Annotated in this window: 17 protein-coding genes, 1 other RNA gene and 1 pseudogene; 10 read left to right on the forward strand and 9 right to left on the reverse strand. The window is 27.0% G+C overall.

What is annotated here, in order from left to right:
• Positions 1-47: 47 nt before the first annotated feature.
• Positions 48-350, forward strand: coding sequence for a hypothetical protein (locus ACTCCZ_RS08540; RefSeq protein ID WP_079577754.1), 303 nt, complete (start codon positions 48-50; stop codon positions 348-350).
• Here the strand turns inward: ACTCCZ_RS08540 and rnpB are convergent.
• Positions 351-673, reverse strand: an RNA gene (gene rnpB / locus ACTCCZ_RS08545) — RNase P RNA component class A.
• A 28-nt stretch (positions 674-701) separates the two neighbouring features.
• Entirely contained in the window at positions 702-1,229 is a 528-nt protein-coding gene (lolA, locus tag ACTCCZ_RS08550) for a LolA-like outer membrane lipoprotein chaperone (protein ID WP_079577753.1), read from the reverse strand.
• Between the two features lie 57 nt (positions 1,230-1,286).
• Here lolA and secA point away from each other — a divergent pair, with 57 nt between their 5' ends.
• Together secA and ACTCCZ_RS08560 are read left to right on the forward strand one after the other, a co-directional pair.
• Positions 1,287-3,902, forward strand: coding sequence for a preprotein translocase subunit SecA (secA, locus tag ACTCCZ_RS08555; RefSeq protein ID WP_079577752.1), 2,616 nt, complete (start codon positions 1,287-1,289; stop codon positions 3,900-3,902).
• A 2-nt stretch (positions 3,903-3,904) separates the two neighbouring features.
• Entirely contained in the window at positions 3,905-5,110 is a 1,206-nt protein-coding gene (locus ACTCCZ_RS08560; protein ID WP_079577781.1) for an ABC transporter permease, read from the forward strand.
• A 19-nt stretch (positions 5,111-5,129) separates the two neighbouring features.
• Here ACTCCZ_RS08560 and ACTCCZ_RS08565 read toward each other — a convergent pair whose 3' ends face one another.
• Positions 5,130-8,039, reverse strand: coding sequence for a YhdP family protein (locus ACTCCZ_RS08565; protein ID WP_079577751.1), 2,910 nt, complete (start codon positions 8,037-8,039; stop codon positions 5,130-5,132).
• Between ACTCCZ_RS08565 and mltG the strand changes: the two are divergent.
• Positions 7,960-8,937, forward strand: a pseudogene (gene mltG, locus ACTCCZ_RS08570) (endolytic transglycosylase MltG); the annotation flags it as partial. The gene ACTCCZ_RS08565 and the pseudogene mltG sit on opposite strands and share 80 nt — an antisense overlap.
• A 332-nt stretch (positions 8,938-9,269) precedes the next feature.
• The gene (locus tag ACTCCZ_RS08575) at positions 9,270-11,480 is read left to right on the forward strand and encodes an NADP-dependent isocitrate dehydrogenase (RefSeq protein ID WP_079577749.1); all 2,211 of its coding nucleotides are present in this window, start codon (positions 9,270-9,272) and stop codon (positions 11,478-11,480) included.
• A gap of 67 nt (positions 11,481-11,547) precedes the next feature.
• On the opposite strand, the gene ACTCCZ_RS08580 is transcribed toward ACTCCZ_RS08575, so the two are convergent.
• From ACTCCZ_RS08580 to ACTCCZ_RS08590, 3 genes are read right to left on the reverse strand one after another with little or no spacing between them, the layout of a single operon-like run.
• The gene (locus ACTCCZ_RS08580) at positions 11,548-12,135 is read right to left on the reverse strand and encodes a hypothetical protein (RefSeq protein ID WP_079577748.1); all 588 of its coding nucleotides are present in this window, start codon (positions 12,133-12,135) and stop codon (positions 11,548-11,550) included.
• 41 nt (positions 12,136-12,176) lie between these two features.
• Positions 12,177-13,313 carry an FAD-dependent oxidoreductase gene (locus tag ACTCCZ_RS08585; protein WP_079577747.1) on the reverse strand — a complete coding sequence of 379 codons (1,137 nt, stop codon included), beginning with the start codon at positions 13,311-13,313 and terminating at the stop codon, positions 12,177-12,179.
• A complete protein-coding gene (locus ACTCCZ_RS08590; protein ID WP_079577746.1) occupies positions 13,306-13,632 on the reverse strand; it encodes a hypothetical protein in 327 nt (108 codons plus the stop codon). The genes ACTCCZ_RS08585 and ACTCCZ_RS08590 overlap by 8 nt, the downstream gene beginning before the upstream one ends.
• 72 nt (positions 13,633-13,704) lie before the next feature.
• Between ACTCCZ_RS08590 and ACTCCZ_RS08595 the strand changes: the two genes are divergently transcribed.
• From ACTCCZ_RS08595 to ACTCCZ_RS08615, 5 genes are all read left to right on the forward strand, one after another.
• Positions 13,705-14,070 carry a response regulator gene (locus ACTCCZ_RS08595; protein ID WP_079577745.1) on the forward strand — a complete coding sequence of 122 codons (366 nt, stop codon included), beginning with the start codon at positions 13,705-13,707 and terminating at the stop codon, positions 14,068-14,070.
• Positions 14,071-14,081: 11 nt separating this feature from the next.
• Positions 14,082-14,699, forward strand: a complete 618-nt coding sequence (locus tag ACTCCZ_RS08600; protein WP_079577744.1) for a chemotaxis protein CheX — start codon at positions 14,082-14,084, stop codon at positions 14,697-14,699.
• Position 14,700: 1 nt separating this feature from the next.
• Positions 14,701-16,191: a PAS domain-containing sensor histidine kinase gene (locus ACTCCZ_RS08605; protein ID WP_079577743.1), complete on the forward strand. Its 1,491-nt coding sequence runs from the start codon at positions 14,701-14,703 to the stop codon at positions 16,189-16,191.
• A gap of 107 nt (positions 16,192-16,298) precedes the next feature.
• Complete coding sequence (locus tag ACTCCZ_RS08610; protein WP_079577742.1) at positions 16,299-17,192, forward strand: DnaJ C-terminal domain-containing protein; 894 nt, start codon at positions 16,299-16,301, stop codon at positions 17,190-17,192.
• Between the two features lie 3 nt (positions 17,193-17,195).
• Positions 17,196-17,576 (forward strand): heat shock protein transcriptional repressor HspR, encoded by a 381-nt coding sequence (locus ACTCCZ_RS08615; RefSeq protein WP_079577741.1) that lies wholly within the window; start codon positions 17,196-17,198, stop codon positions 17,574-17,576.
• Positions 17,577-17,588: 12 nt separating this feature from the next.
• On the opposite strand, the gene ftsZ is transcribed toward ACTCCZ_RS08615, so the two are convergent.
• Genes ftsZ through ACTCCZ_RS08630 form a run of 3 tightly spaced genes read right to left on the reverse strand, consistent with a single transcriptional unit; the run spans position 17,589 to position 21,577 of the window.
• Entirely contained in the window at positions 17,589-18,725 is a 1,137-nt protein-coding gene (gene ftsZ / locus ACTCCZ_RS08620; protein ID WP_079577780.1) for a cell division protein FtsZ, read from the reverse strand.
• Positions 18,725-20,113 (reverse strand): cell division protein FtsA, encoded by a 1,389-nt coding sequence (gene ftsA, locus ACTCCZ_RS08625; protein ID WP_079577740.1) that lies wholly within the window; start codon positions 20,111-20,113, stop codon positions 18,725-18,727. Before ftsA ends, ftsZ begins: the two co-directional genes overlap by 1 nt.
• Positions 20,114-20,116: 3 nt before the next feature.
• Positions 20,117-21,577, reverse strand: coding sequence for a peptidylprolyl isomerase (locus ACTCCZ_RS08630; RefSeq protein ID WP_079577739.1), 1,461 nt, complete (start codon positions 21,575-21,577; stop codon positions 20,117-20,119).
• Positions 21,578-21,591: the final 14 nt, after the last annotated feature.

Raw genomic sequence — 21,591 nt, forward strand, 5'->3', positions numbered from 1 at the left:
ATATACAACTTAATATAAATATTTAGATTTTTTTTGTATTATTATGTATGTTTAAAAAATATCTAAAAATAGTAGTTATATCATCATTTGTAGGTTTTGGACTTGCTTATTTGTTTGTGAAGTTTTTTTCTTACAATATAAAAAAAGAGTTAGTTCAATATGAACAAAGAAAGATTCATATACAAGCTTTAGCAGATTCATATGCACTTTGTGTAGGATTATATAATGCTAACCCATCTAAACAAAGAGAAGAACTTTGTAATTATATAAAAGAAAAAGTTTATATTGAAGTTAAAAATATCGAAGGAAAATATCCATATACTTCTTTATATCAAAAAGTATTTAATTAAGTATTAGGCACAACATAAGCCGAGTTTTGTTTTTGACGATAATTTATCTATGTATTAAATTACTTTAATACTCTAGCGAAGAGCAATAATTGTGAAGTTAATACCACACTCTTCTTGCTGCAGGTTGGGTTTACAAAGCACTTAAAATTACTCAAAAGTCTGGTGAGCTCTTACCTCACCGTTTCACCCTTACCCAAAAAATTGGGCGGTTTATTCTCTGTTGCACTATCCCTTAGATTACTCTAGCCATTCGTTAAATGGAACCATACTTCACAGCAGCTCGGACTTTCCTCTTAATTAAAAGCTATCGTCTGTTGTACCTAATATTTTGTAATCTTATCTAAATAATCTTTATTTTCTTATAATATCATAATAATCAGGGGCCAAAAATTTAAATAAACTATCTTCTAATTTGATATTTTGTTCAATATTAAAAAAAGATATTGTAATTTTATTTTCTAAATTATCTGTGTATGATATTTTTGAAATTTTTTCATTTTTAACTGTTATTTCATACTTTGTTTCATAAAGTTTTGTTTCATACTTGTTTTCACTAATTTGTTTTGCACTATTTAAAAGTCTAATCATATCTACTTTATTATCCAATGAAGTAAATATAGCTTGTTCTAAATCAGGCTCATCAACTATTGCAAAATCTTCATTTATATAAACATTTTTAAATACAGGTGCTTTATACTTCCAAAGTACTTTACCACTACTTTTTATAAAAACTTCACCTTCATATTTAATACTACTATTTGAACTATTTTTAATCTCTTGTGTAAAATCAGCTTTAAAACTTTTTAAATCTTTAAATACATTTGCAAAACAACTTGAAAGAATAAAAATTCCTAAAAGAAAAATAAACCTATAAAACATACTTTAACCTTAATTTTTATATAATATTTGTGATTATAACGAAAAGGAATTTATTTTATGTTAAATGTATTTGCAATGCTATTTGGTAATAAAAATGATAGAGAAGTAAAAAGATATAAAAAAAGAGCAAATGCTATTACAGCCTTAGAAAGTAAATATGAAAATCAAAGTGACGAAGCTTTACAAAAAAGCTTTGAAGAGTTAAAACAATCAGTATTAAATGAAGAAAAAACTTTAGATGATGTTTTAAATGACTCATTTGCCCTAACAAGGGAAGCAAGTAAAAGAATCTTGGGAATGAGACACTTTGATGTACAGCTAATTGGTGGTATGGTTTTGCATGATGGAAGAATTGCAGAGATGAAAACTGGTGAGGGTAAAACATTAGTTGCTACTTTACCAGTTATTTTAAATGCAATGACTAAAAAAGGTGTTCACGTTGTGACTGTAAATGATTATCTAGCTCAAAGGGATGCCCTTGAATTAGAAAAATTATATAACTTTTTTGGTTTTAGTGTAGGTGTTATCTTAGGTGAGATCAAAGATGATTTAGAAAGAAAAGAGCAATACAATTGCGATATCACTTATGGAACAAACAATGAGTTTGCATTTGATTATTTAAGATCAAATATGACTTTAGATATTGAAGAAAAGGTTCAAAGAGGTCATAACTTTGTAATAGTTGATGAAGTTGACTCTATTTTAATTGATGAAGCAAGAACTCCACTTATTATCTCTGGACCTGCAAATCATAAAAATTCTGATTATGTACGATCTAATGAAATTGCATTAAAATTAGAAAAAGGTGAATTAATTGAGCCAAAATCTGCTGATGAAAAACCATACTCAACTGGTGACTTTACAGTTGATGAAAAAAATAGAACTATTTTAATTACAGAAGAAGGTATTTCAAAAGCAGAAAAACTATATGGCGTTGATAATATGTACTCATTAGAGAATGCAATGCTTTCTCATAATCTTGACCAAGCACTAAAAGCAAACTATATTTTTGAAAAAGATGTTGATTATGTAGTAAAAGATAATGAAGTAATTATTGTTGATGAGTTTACGGGAAGATTAAGTGAGGGAAGAAGATTTAGTGATGGATTACATCAAGCTTTAGAAGCAAAAGAAGGTGTTGCTATTCAAGAAGAGTCTCAAACATTAGCAGATGTTACTTTTCAAAACTACTTTAGAATGTATAAGAAACTAGCTGGTATGACAGGTACTGCTCAAACAGAAGCAACAGAGTTTGCAGAAATATATAATCTTGATGTTGTATCTATTCCTACAAATGTACCAATTGCAAGGCTTGATAAAAATGATCTTATTTACAAAAGTGAAAGAGAAAAGTTCAATGCAGTTTGTGCAAAAATAAAAGAATATAATAAAAAAGGTCAACCTGTATTAGTTGGTACAGCTTCAATTGAAAAATCAGAGCTTTTACATAATTTATTAACAAAAGAAAAAGTTCCCCATACAGTTTTAAATGCAAAACAGCATGAAAAAGAGGGAAAAATTATTGAAAAAGCTGGTGAAAAAGGTGCTGTAACAATTGCAACAAATATGGCTGGTCGTGGAGTTGATATTAAACTTACTAAAGAGACTTTAGATCTTGGTGGATTAGCAATTATTGGTACTGAAAGACATGAATCAAGAAGAATTGATAATCAATTAAGAGGTAGAGCTGGTAGACAAGGTGATGTTGGTGAGTCACAATTTTATTTATCATTAGAAGATAATTTACTTAGAATTTTTGGAAGTGATAAAATCAGTAAAATTATGGATAGACTTGGTATTGAAGAAGGTGAACACATTGAATCAAAAATGGTGACAAGAGCTGTTGAAAATGCACAGAAAAAAGTAGAATCAATGCACTTTGAAAGTAGAAAACATCTACTTGAGTATGATGATGTTGCCAATGAACAAAGAAAAGTAATCTATAACTTTAGAGATGATTTATTAGATCCAAATTTTGATATTGCTAGTAAACTTGAAGAAAATAGAGCTGAATATGTTCAAACTTTACTAAGTGAAGCTGAAATAATTGACGGAATGGCACCTGAAGATTTTAATTATGACTTTGTAGTTCAAAAATTAAAAGAAGAGTTAAATTTAATAGTTGAAAAAGATGATATTGTAAGTGATTCTTATGAATCTTTGGAAAACAAACTAATTGAGATGATAAAAACAATTTATGAAGATAAGATGAGTATTGCAGCACCTGAACAAAGAAGTGAAATTGAAAGAATTTTATACTTACAAATCTTAGATAATGCATGGAGAGAACATCTATATTCAATGGATACACTAAAAACAGGTATTGGACTTAGAGGATATAATCAAAAAGATCCATTAGTTGAGTATAAAAAAGAGTCTTATAATATGTTTATTGATTTAATTGCCTCAATTAAACATGAAATTATAAAAATTTTATTTACTATTCAACTTCAAAATAAAGAAGATGCACAAAAAGAACAAGAAGCAATTGAGAAGATGAGAGCTCAAATGGAAGAAGCTACTGAAAACTTACAAACTAATTTTGAAGAAAAAATTGAAAAAAAAGAGAAAAGAATAGCAAGAAATGAGCCTTGCCCTTGTGGTTCTGGTAAGAAATATAAAAACTGTTGCGGAAAGAGTGGACCTAAAAGAGGTTTAGTAGCAGGAAATTAATGTTGAATAAAGAGTTAGTAAACTTTATAGTAAAAAAATATCTTAGGTTTGATAAAAAAAATCCTTTTATATCAGTAAGTGCCATTTTGGCATTTATTGGTGTTGCTATTGGAGTAATGGTATTAATTATTTCTATGGCTATTATGAATGGTACTGCAAAAGAGTTTGAAAAAAAACTTTTTACAATGAACTACCCTCTTTCAATATATCCAAAATATCAAAATAGTGTTAATAAAGAGCTATTATCTAAACTTGAAAAAAACTATCCAAACTTAAAATTTTCTCCATACTTAACATCTCAAGCAATTGTTCAAAGTGGTGATAAGATGAGTGGTGCAGTTATTTTTGGGGTTGATCAAAAAAAAGAAGCAAATATTAACTCAATATATAAAGAAGCAGTTAAAAATCTTGATTTAAAAAAGTATGATATTGTAGTAGGTCAAGGTATTAAAGATGAGTTGTTTTTATTAAAAGATGATAAAGTAACTTTATATTTCACTTCATTAAATCCAAGTGGATTTTCTATGATGCCAAAAATGAAAAGGTTCAAATATAAAAGTGCATTTACTTCAGGGCTTCATGCTTATGATAAAGCATATATTTATACTTCAATTGAATCACTGCAAACTATAATGCAAAAAGACTCAAACAGCTTTGATGGAATACATGTTTACTCAAATAACGCTTTTGATGATATAGAGATTTTAAGAAAAGATTTGAAAAAAGAAGGAGTTGGAATTGTTGGATGGTGGCAACAAAATGGAAACTTTTTTGCAGCAATGCAAATGGAGAAAAAAGCACTTTTTATAGTACTTATGCTTATTATTCTTGTTGCATCATTAAATATTATCTCTTCACTTCTTATGACTGTTATGAGTAGAAGAAAAGAAATCGCCCTACTTTTATCTATGGGAGCTAGTGCTAAAGAGATAAAATCAATCTTTTTAAAACTTGGTACTATTATTGGATTTTCAGGAATTGTTATTGGAGTTTTCTTGGGATTTTTCGGTATGTGGATATTAGATACTTTTGAGATTATTTCTCTTCCTGCTGATGTATATGGAACATCAAAACTTCCCCTTGATTTGGACTTAATTGACTTTATTTCAATTGTTATTGGTGCTGCTGTTATTGTTACTTTATCTTCATATTATCCTGCTAAAAAAGCAACTAAAATAGATGTTATTGATGTATTAAGAAATGAGTAGAATAAACTTTTCTACTCATTTATTCAAATAGTTTCAATGGCGATTTGATAATTCTTTTTATTACATTTACAGGAGCATTTATGGAATCTTTTGCAATATTTGATACTATTTTAGGATCATCTAAAGTTCCACTTAATTCAATTTGTGTTTCAACTCGCTTTTTATCACCTAAGAATACATAATTAAGTACAGGAATAGAGCCTACAACACTTGAATAACCCTTAAAAAAGATAAGATTTAATTTTCCATCAATTACTCTTGAATCAAGATCAACCATCATTTTACCCTCAAAATCAATACCATTTCCAACAGTAACTATCTCATTTAAGTTTAAAAAGTTTGTTTCAAAATTATAAACAAAATCTATATATCCATCATTTACTTTATAGCCATTTAAAGCAAAGCCCTCATTTGAGGCCATTGATGCAATTGATGGAATTGCTAATAGTGGATTTATCAATGCAGGTGAAGTATTAATTAGTGTTACAATATTTGTAATAATTGAAAGGTTTTCAATCTTATTTTCACTTAATATAACTTTTCCATCTAAACTCTTTTCATCTCCTGATGCAATAAAAACAACACTACCACCTTTTAAAACTTCTTTATTTGCTAAAGTATTTATAAACTTATCATTTAAATTATTAGCTTTTATTTTTATTTTTTTATCTTTGTCTTTTTTATAAGTAACTAATATTTTCTTATTTTCTAAAGTAAAACTTTGTTCATTTTCATCTACTTTTACACGATATTTTTTAGCCAATGCTTTATACTCATCATTTATAACAATATTTGAGTTTTGTGCATCTATTTCTAAAGTTTTAAAACTACTTAAATCACTATTATCATCTTTAGTTCTAACATGCAAATCATAATCTTGTAAGTTTAATTTTAAACTTTTACTTGGAACTATATATAATGTAACTTTTTTATCATCTGTTTTTAATTGTAAATTCTCTTTTTTTAAATCATAAATACCATCTAAATTATAGTTTGTAACTTGTTTTGTATCTTGATAAAAAGGAAAAACCAAAGTATCAAAATCTCCTTTGAAATTAACTTTTGAGTCTTTTATATTTACAAATGCTTCATTTGCAAAGTACTCATTTTTATCAATTGTTAAATTCATATTTTTCATATGTAAATTTATATTTTCATTTGATATATTATTTGTTTTACTTGAACTTTTTTTAAACTCATCTGCATTTATATCAAAAGAGCTTAGTTTGACTTCAAGGGGCATATTCTCTATTTTTTTAATAATTATATTTTTCTTTTTGCTTGATATAAATAAATCTTCATTTCGTATTTGACCTAAGAAATTAAGCTTATTTATCTTTTTATTATTTTTAAAAATAGGATATTCAAGATTATCAAGAAGTAAATTAAAGTCGATTTTATTATTGTTAAAAACTTCTAAATCAATACTTCCATTTTTTATATTCAATTTCTTTAATAAAGCAGAATACTCATAAATTTGTAAAAGTTCTTTTATATTAATATCTATACTATCTTTTTTAATACTTAGTTGTGTATTTATGTCATCAAATTTTAAAATTGTATCTTTTGTAAAATCAATAGCAATTGCTGTTTTTAAATCTTTTGCATTAATTATATCTTCATCAGAGCTTTTTATTTGCAAAGAGTTTAAAAGAACATCACCATTTGCTAAAGAGTTATTTGTATCAATATTTAAATTTAATCTTCCCTCAAACATATCTTGATGTTTAATATGTGAATTTTTAATAATTACATTTGAACCTTGCAATTGAACTTTTGCATCTTTTGTAAAAAATTCAAAGTTTTGTAACTTAAAAGTTGAATCTTTAGCTTCAAAATAACCAGTTGTTTTCATATCTTTTTCTAATAAATATGGAACAACTAAAGTAAAAGTTGAGTTTGTAACTCCTTTTGTTTGCTTAAGGGGTAAGTAAATGTCATATGCTTTTAAAATACCTAAAATATCATCATTTAATGCACTTTTTGTTTTTATATTAACAACAACTTCACCATTTGCTTCACTTGTAAGATTATTAATAACAACAGAACTTCCATATAGTTTTGTTTTATCATAAGTTGGTTTTTCCATTGTAAACTTTAATTTATCATCTTCATAATCAACACTTAGTTTCTTAGTATTTACAGTTTTAGCATTTTTGTGAAATCTTATTTTTGCATTTTCTATAGTTGCATTTCCCTCAAAAGAGTCTAATACAGGTTCAAAAGTATCTGTTTTTAATTTCCCATAAAAATAATTAAGTTTCATTTTACCAGTTACATTATCATACATCCAAGCTTCTGCAATATTACTTGATAAGCGTACAAAATCTCTTACAAACTTAATATTATCTAACTCATTTGTATTTATATAAAAATCCAAATAATCTTTATCAGCTTGTAAGTTCAATTCTCCTGAAACATCTTTGTAAGAATATTTTCCTAAATATGTAACAATTTCTTTGAACATATTGACTTTTACTTTACCTTTGAAAAAAAGTTTTAAATCTTTTAAATACAAAGAATAAAGGTCTAAGGTTATACTTTTTGAATGAACATCTATTTTTGAAGATAAGTTTAAATATTGATTATCTAAATAAAGATGCTTTTTATCATAATAAATTGTAAAAATATTATCATTTATTTTTAATGTTTCAATATTAATTTCTTTAAAATATTCTAATAAAGAAGGAAGCCTCTTAATATTGGTTTTTAGGTTATCAAGTGAGTTGTTTGTCTCTTGTTTATTTGATTTAAATGTTACCTGTTTTATATTTACAATAAGTTTTTTATCAAACTTTATATACAATTTCGAAACTGAAACTTCACCAAAAGAGATTGAATCAATTTTTATGCCAAAAAATAATAAAAAAACAAATGCAAAAACTAAACAGACAAGTGAGAGAATAAAGAGTTTAATTCTTTTTGACATTACTGAACTTATCCTTGTCTTTTCTATAGTTGTACTATTTTACTTAACATTACCATTAAGTACAACAAAAGTTATATTTATACCTAAAGGTAGTACAAATAGTATTATAACATATTTAAATAAATCAGGATATGAATTAGGACTTATAGATAAAGTTTATCTTAGATTTTTAGGCTACCCACAAAGTGGTTGGATTGATATAAAAGAAAACTATCTTACAAAAGCTGATTTTTTATATAAAATCACTACATCAAAAGCTGCTTTAAAAGATATTACATTAATTCCAGGAGAAACATCTTATGTTTTTTTAGATGATATATCAAAGAAAATGAATCTTTCAAGAAAAAATCTTCAAAAAGTTTATGATAAATATGCATACAAAAAAGATGGAAATATTTTAGCTGATACATACTCTTTACCTTATGGTATGAAAGAAGATCACCTTTTATTTTATCTTTTTTCAACTACAAATAAACAATATGAAAGTATCTCAAATAAAATATTTGGAGAGTATGATAAGAAAAGATGGTACTACTATATTACCTTAGCTTCTGTAATTCAAAAAGAGGCTGCTAATAGTGATGAAATGCCAATTGTTTCAAGTGTAATACACAATAGATTGAAAAAAGGCATGAAACTACAAATGGATGGAACTTTAAATTATGGTAAATATTCACATATTAAAATCACATCACAAAGAATAAAAGAAGATAATAGTTCATATAATACTTATAAAAATAGAGGTCTTCCAGAACATCCAATTTGTGCTGTAAGTTTAGATGCAATAAAAGCTGCAATTTTTCCAGCTAAGACAGACTATTTATATTTTGTAAAAAATGAAAAAAATGGACTGCACTCTTTTTCAAAAAGCTATAAAGAGCATGTAAATAATATCAATAAAAATAGAATAATTAAAAGAAATTTAAAGAAAAAAACAAAAGAAAAAAGAGAAGAAATTCAAAAGAAAAAAAGCAATTCTAAAACTAAAGAAAGCCCTAAAAAAGAACTCTATGTATTTCCTAAAAGCAATTCTAAAGAAAACACAAAATCAATAAAATCTCTTTTTGATAATGTAAAATAGTTAATGTGAATTTATGAAACAAAGATGTCATTATCTTATAATACACACCATGTTTTAAAAGCTATCAAATAAACTAATGTTATTATATTGTACATTTGAATTTGGTTGATTTAACCTAAATTAATTGAACTAAAACATGAGGAAGAAATATGACAAAACAAACATCACAGATAATCTATACAAAAGTTGATGAAGCCCCAGCATTAGCAACATACTCTTTTTTACCAATTGTTAGAGCCTTTACTAAAAGCTCGAATATTGAGATGGTATCAAAAGATATTTCGCTAGCAGGTAGAATTATTGCTAATTTTCCAGATAATCTAACAGATGATCAAAAAATGAGCGATCACTTAGCTATACTTGGAGAGTTAACACAAGATCCAAATGCAAATATAATTAAATTACCAAATATATCAGCTTCAATTCCACAATTAAAAGCTGCAATTAAAGAGCTACAAGAAAAAGGCTTTAATGTACCAAATTATGATGAATCAGAAGAGATTACGAAAAGATACTCAAAGATTTTAGGAAGTGCAGTTAATCCAGTACTTAGAGAAGGAAACTCAGATAGAAGAGCACCAGGTGCTGTTAAAAATTATGCAAAAAATAATCCTCATAGAATGGGTGAATGGAAAAAAGATTCTAAAACTGCTGTTGCACATATGCAAAAAGATGATTTTTATGGTTCTGAACTTTCAGCAACAATGGAAAAAGAGAATGATGTTAAAATTTCTTTCATTGATGAAAATGGAAATGAAAAAGTATTAAAAGCTTCAACTCCTTTAGAAGCAGGTGAAGTTATAGATGCTACAAAAATGAGTGCAAAAGCTTTACAAGAGTTTTATCAAGAAGCAATTGATGAAGCAAAGAAAAAAGATGTATTATTATCACTACATTTAAAAGCTACTATGATGAAAGTATCTGATCCAATTATGTTTGGATATGCAGTTAAAGTTTACTTTAAAGACTTAATTGAAAAACATAAAGAGTTATTTGATGAATTAGGTGTTAATTTCAATAATGGTATTGGTGATTTATACTACTATTTAGATAAATTAGATGCAGATAAAAAAGCTGAAATTGAAGCTGATATAGCTGCTATTTATGAAAAACAACCAAAACTTGCAATGGTTAACTCACACAAAGGCATTACAAATTTACATGTGCCTTCTGATGTTATTATTGATGCATCTATGCCAGCTATGATTAGAGGTGGTGGTAAGATGTGGAATGCAAACGATAAAGAAGAAGATACACTAGCAATGATTCCAGATAGATGCTATGCAACAACATTTCAAGCAGTTATAGATGATTGTAAAGAAAATGGTGCATTAGATCCAAAAACTATGGGAAGTGTTCCAAATGTTGGACTTATGGCTAAAAAAGCAGAAGAGTATGGAAGTCATGATAAAACTTTTCAAGCTGAAAATAATGGAACTATCAAAGTTACAGATAAAAATGGAAATGAAGTATTTACTTTTGATGTTGAAAAAGGTGATATTTTTAGAATGTGCCAAGCAAAAGATGCACCAATTCAAGATTGGGTAAAATTAGCAGTTACAAGAGCTAGACTTTCAAATACTCCTGCAATTTTTTGGTTAGATGAAAATAGAGCTCATGATGCGCAATTAATAAAAAAAGTAACTGAATATTTAAAACAACATGATACAAATGGTTTAGATATCTCAATTATGTCTCCACTAGAAGCAACTAAAAAAACATTACAAAGAATGAGAGAAGGACTTGATACTATTTCTGTAACAGGAAATGTTTTAAGAGATTATAATACTGACCTTTTCCCTATTTTAGAACTTGGTACAAGTGCTAAAATGTTATCAATTGTTCCACTTATGAAAGGTGGAGGATTATTTGAAACTGGTGCTGGTGGATCTGCTCCTAAGCATGTACAACAGTTTGTTGAAGAGTCTTACTTAAGATGGGATTCACTTGGTGAATTTATGGCATTAGCAGCCTCTTTAGAACACTTAGCAAATAGTCAAGATAATGAAAAAGCTAGAGTTTTAGCTAATACTTTAGATAAAGCAACAGGAACATTTTTAGAAAATGATAAATCACCTGCAAGAAAGCTAGGTTCTATTGATAATAGAGGAAGTCATTTTTATTTAACTCTATATTGGGCACAAGAACTTGCAGCTCAAAATGATGATGCAGAACTTAAAGCACAATTTGAAAAAGTTGCAAAAGAACTTAGTGAAAATGAAGAACTTATTGTAAAAGAGTTAGTGGAAAATCATGGTAAGCCATCAGATATTGGTGGATATTATTTACCTGATGATACAAAAACATTAGCTGCAATGAGACCATCAGCTACACTAAATAATATAATTGATTCAATCTAAATCTTTAAATTGAACATAAAAAAAGGCAAAAGTTTTAAACTTTTGCCTTTTTTTTATTTTAAAATGATTATTTTATATAATCAACTAATGAAGCAAGATTTGTTTTCATCTCTTCTTCGCTCATAGTACCATCTAAGGCACCCTCTTTTACACTTCCTTTAAATACATTAGAGATTGAACCATTTTCATTTACTAAGTATGCTATGTAAGTTGTTTTTTCATTATCTGTAACACCTAAAGCTTTAATCATATCACCATCAAAATCATAAATCATTGGTGTATCTCTACCCTCAACTAACTCTTCTAATTTTCCAGGTATAAACATCTTTTTTACAAACCAAGGAGCACTTGAAATATTTGCAACCATAACATAAGGAATTTGAACATCATAATATTTTGGAAGTTCTCTTACTACTGATAAAGAGTCATGATTTCCAACAATTATCAAAGCCTTTGAACCTGTTTGGAATAAATCTTCTTTTGATACTTTTCCATCTTTACCTACAATTTCAAACTCTTTTGGTAAATTTGATAAAGTTAATGAACTTGTATCACTTACTTGCGTTTTAGTTTCAGCTGGCTTATCTGCTGTTGCATAAACTAATATACCAAAAGCAATTACACCTAAAACTACAATTTTAAAAATATTTTTCATTACACATTCCTATCTTTTTTGGAAATTCTATCAAATTCATATTAACGATTATTTAACTTTATTTTCTTAACCCATCGTTTAAATAATCTATTAGTTAAAATAGACTCATTAATAACTTTTTTATTCATTAAAAACTCTACTAAACTATTTGCTAAATAAGGAGATAAAACAAAGCCTCTTCCACCTACTCCATTTATAATGTAAAGGTTTTTCTTTTTAATCAATTTATCATCCGTAACAAAACTTCCATTTATTAAATGAGGATATTTTTCTATGCTTGCTTTACTATCAATCAATTCTCCCACCATTGGAAAATAATCAACACTACAAGATCTTGCACCAACTTTTATATCTATTATTTCAATATCCTTAAGATTAATTATATCTTGTGCTAGACTCAAAAGTTTTTCATTATTTTCTTCTTCAATTTCCTTTAATAACTTTTTGCATTCTAAATCACTTGATTCATTAAATCTATGATGTGTTGCTCCAATTGATATTAAGTTTCTATTTTCATATTTACTAGAAGAACTAACAGAACACTCTTTATGATAGTTAATACTATTAGAACTTGAAGTTAATACATCAATTTTTTGACCCCAAACAGGACGAATTTTAAGATAATCTTCTTTAATTAAATTAACATTATGACCTGTTGCAAGAATTAAATTTGAAGTTATTAACTCATCATTTATAATCCATTTTGATTTTTTATCTTGCTTTAAAGAAAAAACTTCATAATTAAATAGTGTTTCGAACTCATTTTTAATTTTTTTTGCAAAATCTTTTGGTGTAATTCTTGAACCTATATCAAAAAAATATCCCTTTTCTGTTTTTTCATACTCAAAATCCATAAAAGCTTCATACTCTTCAAACTTTTGTTTATCTTTCTCATTTTTAGGAATACGACATACACCACAATTTATAAAATCATCTTTTAATATATTTTTATAAAAATCAAGGGAAAACTTCAATGAATCTGATACTAATGTTTTAAAACTATTCTCTTTTCCTAAAAGTGGAGATAAAAATGCTCCAGCTGCACTACTTGCTTCACTTAATAAACAATCATTTTTCTCAATCAATAAAACTGATTTACTATATTTTGATAAAAAATATGCAGTACAAACTCCTGCAATACCCGCTCCAACTATTATATAATCATAACTTTTATACATTTTTTTCAATCTCTTTTTGAAGTTGAAAATTTGGTCGCCAATAACCTCTACCACCCCTTAAACTAATACAAGTATAATCAGGAAATTTTTTTCTATAAAAGTTCAATCTCTCTTTTGTTGTTTTTCCAGTATCACAATAAAAAACAAATACTGTTTTTTTTGGATACTCTTTCATTTCAAAAGGATTATATGTAATTGATTCAATATTTGCTAATGGCTTTAAAATAGTGTCAACTAAAACCACTTTTATACCATCTTTTTCTAGTAGTTTGGCATATTTAAATAACTCTTCTTGTGTCCATTCATCTTTTTTTAACATTTTCATACCTATTTAACTATTTTTTGGATAAAATTTAGTAATAACGAATGATTACAAAATAAGGCTTAATTTATGAATATACTTGTTGCAGATGACTCAAAAATGGCAAGAAAAATTGCAATAAAAACAATAAAAGAGACACTAAGTGAAAATCTACAAGCAAATATTATAGAAGTTAATAATGGAGAAGAAGCTTTAGCTACTTACAAAAATGAGAATATAGATGTGGTATTTTTAGACTTAACAATGCCTATAATGGATGGCTTTGAAGCATTACAAAAAATCAAAGAGTATGATAAAGATGCTAAGGTTATAGTTGTTTCAGCTGATATACAAAAAACTTCTATGGATAAAGTAAGAGAGTTTGGTGCAATAGATTTTGTTAAAAAACCAATAAATAGTGAAAAAATGAATCAAATAATTCAAAAATTTCTATAGGAAGCCAAGTAATGAGTAATGAAATTATACTAAATGAAGATGAAAAAGATTGTTTACAAGAATTAATGAATATTGCATATGGTTCAGCAACAGCAGCAATTACTGAAATTCTTGATGCATTTGCTACTTTAAGTATTCCTAGAATTGAAGTTATTAAAACAAAAAATTTAAAAAAACACTTGAGTAAAGAAGTAAATCTAAATTCAACTCATTTTGTTTGCATGCAACAAATAAATGGTCCAATTGCAGGAGAAAATCTATTTGTAATTGATAATAATTCAGCAAAAAACATAGCAATAAAATTTGGTTTAGAAGAAGATGAAATAACAGAAATTGAGCTTTGTGATATTATTTTAGAAATTACAAATATACTCTCTTCTTCAACAATTAGTAAATTAGCAGAAGATATGAAAGCAATGGTCTCTTTTTCTCCACCTGATGTAAAAATACTTGATAATATAAACAAATTAGATAATCAATTTATTGAAAAATATCAAAATGTAATTATAATTTCTACAAGACTTAAATTTGAAGATTTAGATATTGATGGACAGCTAATGATTTTAACAACTGATAAATCAATTAGTTATATTAAAAAAACTATAAATAAAATTCTTAATGAGATATAATATGCCAGTAAAAAAATTTGAATTCATATGTAATACTGTTGACAATGGTGTAATAATATTAGATGAACAGTTAAATGTTCATTTTTGGAATAGCTGGTTAGAATCAAGAACAAATATAAAATCAGAAGAAATTATATCAAAAAAATTAACAGATTTTTTCTATGATATAAATGAAAATACTTTAAAAAGAAAAATAAAAGCCTCATTAGCTCTAAACTCTTCTACATTTTACCATACTGGAATAAATAAATATTTATTAAATATAGAGTTAAATAAAGTTGCAAATAAAGTTTTTGAAAATATGCAACAAGCAATAACAATAACACCATATGATAAAGATAAAAGATTAGTATTTTTATATATTTATGATAATACTTTATTATGTGAAACAAATTATGAATTAGAAAAAACAAAAAATAGTTTAGAAGATTCACTTGAAGAGATAAACTTATTACTAAATACAACACTTGAAGCTATTTTTCTATTTGAAGATGATAAATGTACAAATGCAAATGATATTGCATTAGAACTTTTTAAATATGAAAAGAAAAATGAAGTTATAAACAAAGAAATTTATGAATTTATCGATACAAAATCTTTAGAAAAAACATCTGAAATAAAAAATAAACCAATTGAAATTAAAATGTCAAGAAAAGGTGGTTCAACTTTTCCTGCTTTAATTAAAATAAAAGATACAAAATTAAAAAATAAAAGATTTAAAATTTTAACAGTAATGGATTTAAGTGAGATAAAAAGAAAAGATAAGCTTTTAGTAGAACAAACAAAAATGGCAGCTTTAGGGGAAATGATTGGAAATATTGCCCATCAATGGAGACAACCTTTAAGTACAATTACAACAGCTGCTAGTGGTCTTAAAATGCATAAAGAGTTGGAAATTTTAACAGATGATATATTTATAGAATCAATTGATGCAATTACAAGAAACTCAAAACACTTATCACAAACAATCGATGATTTTAGAGACTTTTTAAAAATCGATAAAAAAAGAGTAGAGTTTAATATAAAAGATAATATAGAAAAAAATATATCAATTCTTGAGGGAACACTAAAAAACCAATCAATACAATTGGTTTTAGATTGTGATGATAATTGTATAATTAGAAACTATCCAAATGAATTAACCCAAGCATTCTTAAATATAATAAATAATTCTAAAGATGCATTTATAGATAAAAATGTAGATTTATCAAAAAGATTTATATTAGTAAAAATATATAAAAAAAATAATAACCTTATAATAAAAATCAAAGATAATGCAAAAGGTATTGACCCAGCAATTATAGATAAAATTTTTGAACCATACTTTACAACAAAACACAAAGATGTAGGAACAGGACTTGGACTTTATATGACGCATCAATTAATAGAGATTAGTATGAATGGAAGAATTGAAGCATATAATAAAAGTTTTAACTATAAAAATATAAATATGTATGGAGCATGCTTTAAACTAACACTTCCACTAGACTAAGCATAATTGAGTCATCACTGCTAACTTTTATCTTTAAGTTGATTGACATTGACTCAACTTTTTTGCTATAATAATGTAAAATACAAACAATTATAAATGGAGTATAAATGGCAAAAAGTTTATATGAAACACTAGAAACAAATGAAAACGCATCTGTTGATGAAATAAAAAAAGCTTATAGAAGATTAGCAAGAAAATATCACCCAGATGTAAATAAAGACCCAAAAGCAGAAGAAAAATTCAAAGAGATAAATGCTGCTTATGAGGTTTTAAGTGACCCTGAGAAAAAGCAACAATACGATCAATTTGGTGATTCTATGTTTGGAGGTCAAAACTTCCATGATTTTGCAAGAGGACAAGCAGGATCAGGAATTGATTTGGATGAAATTCTAAGACAGATGTTTGGTCAACAAGGTGGCTTTGGAGGAGCTTCTGGTTTCTCTAGTGCCTTTGGTCAAGGTGGATTTAGTAATAGTGGATTTGGTGGATATGAAGAGCCTGATTTAGATATGAATGCACAAATTACTATTGCATTTGACACATCAATTTTAGGTGGGAAACAACATATTTCACTAAATAATGACTCTTTTGATATTAAAATACCAGAGGGTATTAAAGATGGACAAAAAATAAGAGCAAAAGGTAAAGGAAAAGCCTTGGGTTCTCAAAGAGGTGACTTAATAATAAAAGTAAATGTAGCGCCTAGTCCTGAATATGAAAGAGATGAAGATACTTTAACTAAATCTTTTGATATACCACTTAGTACAGCACTATTTGGAGGAAAAGTAGAGATTAAAACAATACATAAAACTATTACTCTAAAAGTTCCTGAAAATACAAAACAAAATCAGAAATTTAGAGTAAAAGAGCTTGGAGTATTTAATAGAAAAATAGGTAAAAGAGGTGATCTTCACTTAAAAGCAAATATCAAACTTCCAAAAGTTCAAGAACTTGATGAAGATTTAATTGAATTGTTAAAAGAGAAATTACCAAAGGAGTAAGCAATGGAAAACAATGCATACACTGAACCTGTTTATCTTATCTCAGCGGTTGCTCAAATACTTAATATTCATCCGCAGACTCTAAGGCAATATGAACGAGAGGGACTTATAAAGCCCTCTCGTACAAATGGTAAAATAAGACTATATTCTCAAAAAGATATAGACCATATAAAATATGTTTTAACCCTTACAAGAGAGTTAGGCATAAATCTAGCAGGTGTTGATTTGATTTTAAGATTAAATAAAAAAATTGAAAAATTAGAAACTGATGTTAGTAAATATAAAAATAGATTAAAAGAGGTAAATAATTTTGGAGTTGTTCCAAACTCTAAGGCATTGGTAATTAAAAAAAGCTCTTACGATTTAGTTATATTTGAAGAGTAATTAACTCTTCATTTATAGTTGATATTGAACCACATACTCTCTCATAAGAGGTGGAATATCTAAGTAATTCTCATCATTTACCGATAACTTAGCATTTGAGTTATCTTGTCCTTCACTATTTTTATCATAATCATCATCTGTATCATTTTTAGACTCAAATCCTGTTGCTACAATTGTAATTTTAACTTCATCAGTTTGAAGTGTACTATCAGTAGTAGTACCAAAGATAATCTCTGCATTTGAATCAATATTATCATGAATAGAACCCATAACATTATTAATAGCAAATAATGAAACCTGAGGATGAATATTAAAATGAATCAAAATACCTTTTGCTCCACTTAATGATACTTTATCAAGTAAAGGAGAATCAATAGCATCTTCTAAAGCTCTAAGTGCAGCATCTTCACCTTTTGCTCTACCAATACCCATAAGAGCCATACCCTTGTGTTGCATTATTGTTTTAACATCTGCAAAGTCAGTATTGATATCTGAATTTCCTGGATTTAAGATTACCTCACTCATTCCATTTACTGCTTGATATAATATATTATCAATAATTTTAAAGGCATCTTTCATACCAACATTTTCATCAATAATATCAAGCAATCTATCATTTGGAACTACAATTATTGAATCACTTACTTTTTTAAGTTCTTCAAGACCTAAATTTGCAAGTCCTGCTCTTTTTTTACCTTCCCAAGTAAAAGGTTTAGTAACAACAGAAACAGTTAAAGCACCTACTTCTTTTGCTGCTTTTGCTATAATAGCAGCAGCACCAGTTCCAGTTCCACCACCAAGACCAGCTGCAATAAATATTATGTCAGTTCCTTTAAGAGCATTTTTAATATCTTCATAACTCTCAACGGCAGAATCTCTACCAACTTCTGGTTTCATTCCAGCACCTAAACCTTTAGTTAGCTTAACTCCTAACTGTATTTTTTTAGGTGCTCTTGAAATATTCAATACTTGCAAATCTGTATTTGCAGCAATTAAGTCAATTTTATGAGTTCCCTCTTGGATCATGTGGTTAATCATATTACAACCACCTCCACCAACTCCAATTACTGAAATCTTAGCTATATTTTCTCCGATTGTTTGATTAGGCATTTCCACTGTAATATCATCCACATTAAATAAATTATCCATTAAAACCACTCCGAAACTTTACTCCAGAATCTAGACATACCTCTTCCTTTATCTTTTTTAGATAGTGTTGGAAGTTTAGTATTGTCTTCTTTTTCTAAAGTCTCATTGATTTTTTCTTTTAGCTTCTCTTCTTTTATTACTGGTTCCTCTTTTTGAATAGGAGGAATAGTAAGCTCTTCTTTTTTTATAGCTCTTTTCATTAGTTTCTTATTAGAATCTAATTCATAAGCTCTATTATCATCAAGACCATAAAAAAGAAGTCCAACAGTTGTTGATAGTGTTGGGTCATCAAAATTCATATATCCATTTTTAATATTAATTGGATTTGAAATTTTTATTGGAGTATTTTCAAATACTTTTGTTGCAAGCTCTTTTATTCCTGATAACTGACTCATACCACCAGTTATCACAATACCTGCTCCTATATTTTCTTGTATCCCACTTTGTCTTAATTTGTTTCTTACAAGTACTAAAATTTCTTCTACTCTTGCATGAATTATTGTTTGAATATGATCCAATGAAACTTCAGATGTACTTTGTTCATCCCCAATTCTTGGAATTTTGACTTTCTTTATAGTTAAATCTTCATTTTCATTTGATTTTAGTAAATTACCATATTTTATTTTTAATGTTTCAGCTGCGTTTGGAGGAGTATGTAGCATAACAGATAAATCATTTGTTATATGATTTGAACCTACAGGTATAAAGCCATTAAATACAATTGAACTACCTTTATAAGAGACAAATTCAGTTGTTGTTCCTCCTATATTAATAACAGTAGCCCCAAACTTATTTTGTTGTTCATCTAAAAGTGATATGGCACTTGCATATCCATCTAATACAAAGTTTGTAAGTTCAATGCCTGCTTGTTTTAACGCAGATTTTACATTTGTAAGTGCTGTTCTTTTAGCTGTAACAATATAAACAGACACTTCAAGTCTTGAACCATTCATATTTAAAGGATTTTCAACATCCTTTGAATCATCAACTTTAAAAAATATTGGTAATACATGTACTACTTCATATTCTGGAATAATAGTTGCATTATATAAAGCCATTTGCATAACTTGATTTATTTCAGTTTCAGTAATAAGACCATTTGGAACATTTACTGAACCTAAACTTCTTAAACCCTTTGTATATGCGCCAGATATAGATATAACAGAGGAGTCAATTACTTCTGATGTACTTCCTCTTGCTATATTAACTGCATTCTTAATAGCTTTAGAAGCCACTTCAATATTTGTAATTGACCCTTTATTTATACCTTCACTTTTACTTGTTCCCGTACCTAATATATTTATTTTGCCATCTAAGTTATTCTTTGCTATTACTGCTGTTATACTAGTAGAACCAACATCTATGGCTAAAAGAGTCTTATTACTCAATTACTATTCCTTTGTCTTTAGTGAAGACTGAATTTCATATCTATTTTCAAGTCTTTTGATTAGATTATTCATTAATTCTGTATTTTGTAAATTTTCAACAGTTTGCTTGATACTTTCATCTCGTGTTTTATCATAATTTGCAAATCTTGAATCATTAATTTTATAAAGTACAACTTTATTTCCTAAATCAATTTGACCTTTTTTAGTATCTGTTCCAAATAACTTATTTAAAAATTGTGAAGCTTCCATTTCATTTAAACCATTTATATTTGAAACTGATGTTCTGTCAATCCAACCTATATTTATACCTTTAAAATTATCTAACTCTTTCTTAGATAGTGCTTTTAATTTTAAAGTTTTTTCATTATTTATAAAATCTTGTGTTACTTTTTGTTTTGCTTGTTCAAAACTTAACTGTTTTGGAAAGATTTTTTTATTAACTTTTACAATAATAAATTTATCATTATATAAAAATGGTTTTTTCAAGTCACCAGCTTTTGATTTTTTAATTATTGTATTATTTTCACCATATGGTAACTCATTTTCATAAAATACTATATTCTTTGTAAAATCTTTCTCACCCTTTTTATACTTTATATACTCTCTTAAAGCATCTTTTTTTGTATCTTTTAAATCAAGTGCAAATTGAACATCATCTTTTGCTTCTTCAAAACTTTTTATTTTATCATTTTCTTTTCTAAAATCTGTTTTAAAGTTTTCATAATAGCTTTGCATATCTTTTAAAGAGTGTTTAGCTTTTTTTATATCAACAATAGCATAATCAATATCATACGAATTGTCTGACATATAATTTACTTTATTTTTTTCCCAATACTCTTTAATTTTTTCTTCATTTAATGAAACAGTAATATTTTCTTTATTTAAAATTTTAATATCAACATTATCTTCTAAAAATAAAAGTTGATTTAAAAGTTTTATTTCTGTATCAGTAGCAGAAACTTCGAAAAGCTTTTCAATCTTTTGAAGTAAAGTATTTCTTTTTAAAGAGTCTTCAAACTCAGTTGCAGTTGTACCATTTCTATTTAAAACTTTAATATAAGTATCTTTGTCAAACTTACCATTTATAATAAATGCATCATATTTTAAAAGTTCTTTAGCAATATCTTCATCAGTAACTGCTAAACCTAGCTCATCAGCGTATGATAAAATAAGATTTTTTTCAATAGACATTTTATATGCTAAATCTTTTAGTTTTAGCTTTTCTGCCATCTCTTTACTAAAATCATCTCCAAAAATTCTTGAATATTGTTCATATAAAGCAGAATATTCTCTTTGATATTCATTAACTGTAATTTCTCTATCACCAACTACAGCAACTGCTCCACTTTTTTTACCAAAATCATAGCTTCCCCATCCTACAAATCCAGCACCAACAAAAGCTATTGTACTAATCCAAATAGTACTTACTAGCCACTTTTTATGTCTTTGCATCCAAGTTATCATATAATATATTCCTC

The organism is Malaciobacter sp., from assembly GCF_055140965.1.